The sequence below is a fragment of the Frankia sp. CcCS3 genome (assembly GCF_977927575.1).
The window spans coordinates 1-2371 of record NZ_CDWRCL010000337.1; the positions used below are offsets into that span (position 1 = coordinate 1).

The 2371-nt window shown below is 66.5% G+C and carries 2 protein-coding genes; both read left to right on the plus strand.

All coding sequences use genetic code 11. From position 1 onward, the window contains the following. The first annotated feature begins 311 nt into the window (after nt 1-311). On the plus strand, nt 312-1637 hold the full coding sequence (locus tag AC08OQ_RS18855) for an ATP-dependent 6-phosphofructokinase (RefSeq protein WP_462187134.1): 1326 nt from the start codon (nt 312-314) through the stop codon (nt 1635-1637). A 357-nt stretch (nt 1638-1994) separates the two neighbouring features. Further along, nucleotides 1995-2342, plus strand: coding sequence for a hypothetical protein (locus AC08OQ_RS18860; protein ID WP_476612282.1), 348 nt, complete (start codon nt 1995-1997; stop codon nt 2340-2342). Nucleotides 2343-2371: the final 29 nt, after the last annotated feature.

The following is a 2371-nucleotide window of genomic DNA, read 5'->3' on the forward strand; positions in this document are numbered from 1 at the left end:
GTTTGGGTTATCCGGCTCGGACGGCCTGCTCGCATCGCCCGGAGGTGTCCGCCTGGGACAAGTCGGGACGGGGTTGGCAGGTTGTTACGCCGGTTTCGCGCCTATGAAGCCATTGTTTCCGTCCGCAGGTTGCGGGTTATCCGGTCGACGGGGCCGTGGTGGGTGGTTTGGGTCGGTACTCTCGGTGTGGAGAGACCTGGGATGATCGGGGGCGTCCGTGCTCCTCTGGTCCAGGTAAGTATGAAGCGAAGTCACCGAGACTGATGTAGTGCCGATCGAGACGTGAGGGCCGGGTAACGGTGGGTGCACCAATGCTGGTGGATAATGCCGATCTGGCGGTCAAGACCCTGGGGGTCTGCCGGATTGATTCCCCGCTCCTGCCGCTGCTGGGGGAGCGGCCGACGACGCAGCACTATATCGATGAGTCGGACAAGGTCCTCTACGACGACACTGCCCTGATGATCTCCTCGCGTGGTGTCGCGCTCGACGACCTGCCCGGATTCGAGCCGGCCGGGCCGCGCCGGAAGATCTACTTTGACCCGTCGAAGACCCGGGTGGGCATCGTCACCTGTGGTGGGCTCTGCCCCGGGTTGAACAACGTGATCCGCGGTCTGGTGCTGGAGCTGACCTCGCACTACCGGGTTCGGCGGATCTTCGGGTTCCGTAACGGGTACCAGGGCTTCATCGCCCGCTACGGCCACGACGTCGTCGATCTCACCCCGGAGAGCGTCGCCAACATCGACGACGACGGCGGGACGATCCTCGGCAGTTCCCGCGGTCAGCAGGATCCCGCTGAGATCGTCGACTGCCTCTCCCGGATGAACATCAACATCCTGTTTGTCATCGGTGGTGATGGCACCCTGCGCGGGGCCGGGCAGATTGCCCGGGAGGCCGAGACGCGCGGGGAGAAGATCGCCGTGGTCGGCATCCCGAAAACGATCGACAATGACATCCCCTACATCGACCAGAGCTTCGGCTTCCAGACGGCCTTCGGCAAGGCCGCGGAGTCCATCCGGGTCGCGCACGCCGAGGCGACGTCCGCGCCCGGCGGGCTCGGCGTGGTCCGGCTCATGGGCCGCCACTCGGGATTCATCGCCTGCTACGCGACGCTGGCGAAGAGTAACGCGGACGTGGTGCTCATCCCGGAGCTGCCGTTCAAGCTGGAGGGCGACGGCGGCCTGCTGAACTACGTGCGTCGCCGGGTGGCCGAGCGCGGCCACGCCGTCGTCGTCGTCGCCGAGGGTGCCGGCCAGGAGCTCGTCGTCGGCCAGCCGGAGAGCACCGACGCGTCCGGGAACCGCAAGCTGCACGACATCGGCCCGGAGCTCTCCCGCCGGATCAAGGAGTACTTCGACGCCGAGGGTATCGAGCTCAACCTGAAGTACATCGACCCCAGCTATGTGATCCGCAGCGTGCCGGCGAACCCGTACGACAGCGTCTACACGATCCGGCTCGCCCACGCGGCCGTGCATGCCGCGATGTCCGGCCGCACGGAGATGGTCGTCGGCCGCTGGCGGCGGCGGTTCATCCACATCCCGATCCCGCTCGCGATCAGCCAGCGCAACCAGGTCGACCCGGCCGGCGATCTGTGGATGTCCGTCCTCGAGGCGACCGGCCAGCCGCCCCGCTTCGAATAGCCGAGTAGCCAGCCCCCCTCTCTTGCCTTTCCAGAGGGATAAAAGGGACGTCGAAGCCTCTGGACAGGCAAGGTTCCCGGTGTGGCCGTGCGTGTCCACAAGGACGAATCGGGCCCGGGGCCTCTGGACAGACACCCACCGGAACAGCCCACGGTGTGCCGCGGTCAGGCCGGGCCGGGTCAGGCCAGGTCAGGCCAGGCGGCGGATCCACCAGAAGCAGAAGCCGGTCCGTCATGCCGGACGGTGGGCGCCGATCACCGTAGGGTACGTCGACAGACGCACCCGGCCCGCCGCGCCCGACCTGGATGTGCTGGCCGGACACTGTTCGGACCTGGCGGGTAGGAGGGCAGGGAGTACGTGGAGGTCTTCGAGACTCATCGGAGCCTGATCGAGGACTATGCGGCCTTCACCGACTCCCTCGTCGAGGTTCGCGACGAGAAGATCAGAGATTATCTCGAGCAGGAGCGGGCGGCGAAGGTCCGCTGGCCTGACCCGTGGATCTCGCTCAACCCTGCGTTCGCCTCCGGCGGCACGGTCGACGAACTGGTCGGCACGGGTCTGCTGCACCCCGACTGCGGCAGATTCTTCCGGGTCAAGAGGGATGCCGACGATCCCGGCAGGCGGTCGCTGACGCTGACGGGAAGCCATCGAGGCGGCCCGGGACGGCGGCAGCTATGGGGACGTAATGAAGTAACAAATACGTGATCGAGAGCATCATCGCAGGTCACAGGCCT

What these genes read in the sequence shown, in the direction of transcription:
- AC08OQ_RS18855 (WP_462187134.1), top strand. Translation starts at nt 312, where the DNA reads ATGCTGGTGGATAATGCCGATCTGGCGGTCAAGACCCTGGGGGTCTGC.